The sequence below is a fragment of the Microcoleus sp. BROC3 genome (genome assembly GCF_036702515.1).
In the GTDB taxonomy this organism is placed as follows: domain Bacteria; phylum Cyanobacteriota; class Cyanobacteriia; order Cyanobacteriales; family Microcoleaceae; genus Microcoleus.
In genome coordinates, this window is record NZ_JAUBTQ010000167.1 from 1 (window position 1) to 1568 (window position 1568).

Sequence of the window (1568 nt, forward strand, 5' to 3'; positions counted from 1 at the left end):
TCTCAATTTTCTGCCTTTAGGGAGCCTGTGGCAATCACAGGCTCCCTTTTCTTTCCCTTGTTAGTCTAAACTCCAGTTAGGTAGATGTGCCAATCTATGTTATGCTGAGTCAAAATTGAGGAATGATTATGTCAAAAGAGAGAAAAAGTAACAAAGAAGTCAAAAAGCCAAAGAAACAACCTGATGGTGTTGCTAAGCCGAAGGATGACAAAAAAAATTATGGTGGGACGGACGGCCACAAGTAGAGATAGCTGCGACCCTGGGGATTGTGATTAATTTTGTTGAATTGTCATTACTATCCATTTTTAACAAATTTAAATATCCTATTTTGGGATTATCCGAAAACAGGTTTATTATATCTAGGGAATATGCAGTGCTAAACCCAAAGAATAATGAAGTCTGTTTTTAGCGATGAATATGAAACCTTCCGTTGCTGTATGATTGCGGCTCGTAAAGAAGCGCAACTAACTCAGGAGTCTGTTGCTAAATCTCTTAAAAAGCCCCAGTCTTTCGTAGCCAAATATGAAAACGGTGAACGGCGGTTAGATGTAATTGAGTTTCTGTTAGTTGCTGATGTAATTGGTGTAGATCCTTGCGATATTATTAGAAAAATTTCACAAAAAATATCTGAAGCATCTTGTGAGAGCGAGATATGAATACGCAAGATGTAATCAGACTTGCCTCCCAATATCTAGATCGCTTATCCGGTAACACTTTCGACGTTTTAGATGTATCTAAACCTGTTACCGTAGATGCAGCGGTGAACCTGTCTAAAGTTATCTCAAAGCTTTCGCCCTTAGTCGGAAATTTAATCGAATTTAACACCGTTGAATTCTTGAATCAACAAAATGAGTTCGCTGAATTTGGAAAGTGGCATAGGCAAGATCCTGGCTTTCCAGATACTATTTTCCTCGGCATAGTTCAACCAACGCCAGGATTAGAAATTAAAGCGTGGTTCCCACTAGCAACAGAGATAACAGCACGTTTCAAAGATAGTCAAAATCACTTTAGGTTCGATCAGACCTACGTTGCTATCCTGGCATGGCTACCCGATAAAATCATCTATGGCAAGCCTCGCATTCTTGATGTGTGCGTTGTCTCTGGTTTATCGGTAGCTGTAGCGAGAGATACCCACTATCACAATCCGCCGGATTATCTTGTTTTAGAGCCGGAAGATACAACTCAAAGAACAGCAAATTTGCAACAAACAAACACCAGTGGATATAAATTCCAAGGCTCTGCTGAGGAGTTTTTAGAAGCTGAGAAAATAGTTGATTCATGGGGTACTCAAGGAAAAGTCTACAAACCAACTAGAGAGTATCAGCGCCTTCTGCGGGAGCTACGGATACGCTATGAATATAGACTAGATACAAATTTTGCAAAGATGGACAGAATTGTACATCCAGGCATTGAGGAATTTAAGCGACGTGTCTACAATACTGAAGTTTCCGGTATGACCGTTGGTCGGTGGAATAAGCTTTTATCAAGTCGCCTAGAGCGTCGGTACAGTATTAGAAGTTGACAAAAAAAGAGATATATGAATTTACCCGGTCAAGGAATCCAACTCT

Annotated in this window: 2 protein-coding genes; both read left to right on the forward strand. The window is 40.1% G+C overall.

From position 1 onward, the window contains the following. The first annotated feature begins 392 nt into the window (after positions 1–392). Complete coding sequence (locus tag QUB30_RS33535) at positions 393–656, forward strand: helix-turn-helix transcriptional regulator (protein WP_333342668.1); 264 nt, start codon at positions 393–395, stop codon at positions 654–656. Then, a complete protein-coding gene (locus tag QUB30_RS33540) occupies positions 653–1522 on the forward strand; it encodes a hypothetical protein (protein WP_333342670.1) in 870 nt (289 codons plus the stop codon). Before QUB30_RS33535 ends, QUB30_RS33540 begins: the two co-directional genes overlap by 4 nt. Positions 1523–1568 lie beyond the last annotated feature (46 nt).

Bases quoted from the DNA above. Each gene is read 5' to 3' on its own strand.
- QUB30_RS33540 (WP_333342670.1), top strand. From the start codon at position 653: ATGAATACGCAAGATGTAATCAGACTTGCCTCCCAATATCTAGATCGC.
- QUB30_RS33535 (WP_333342668.1), top strand. From the start codon at position 393: ATGAAGTCTGTTTTTAGCGATGAATATGAAACCTTCCGTTGCTGTATG.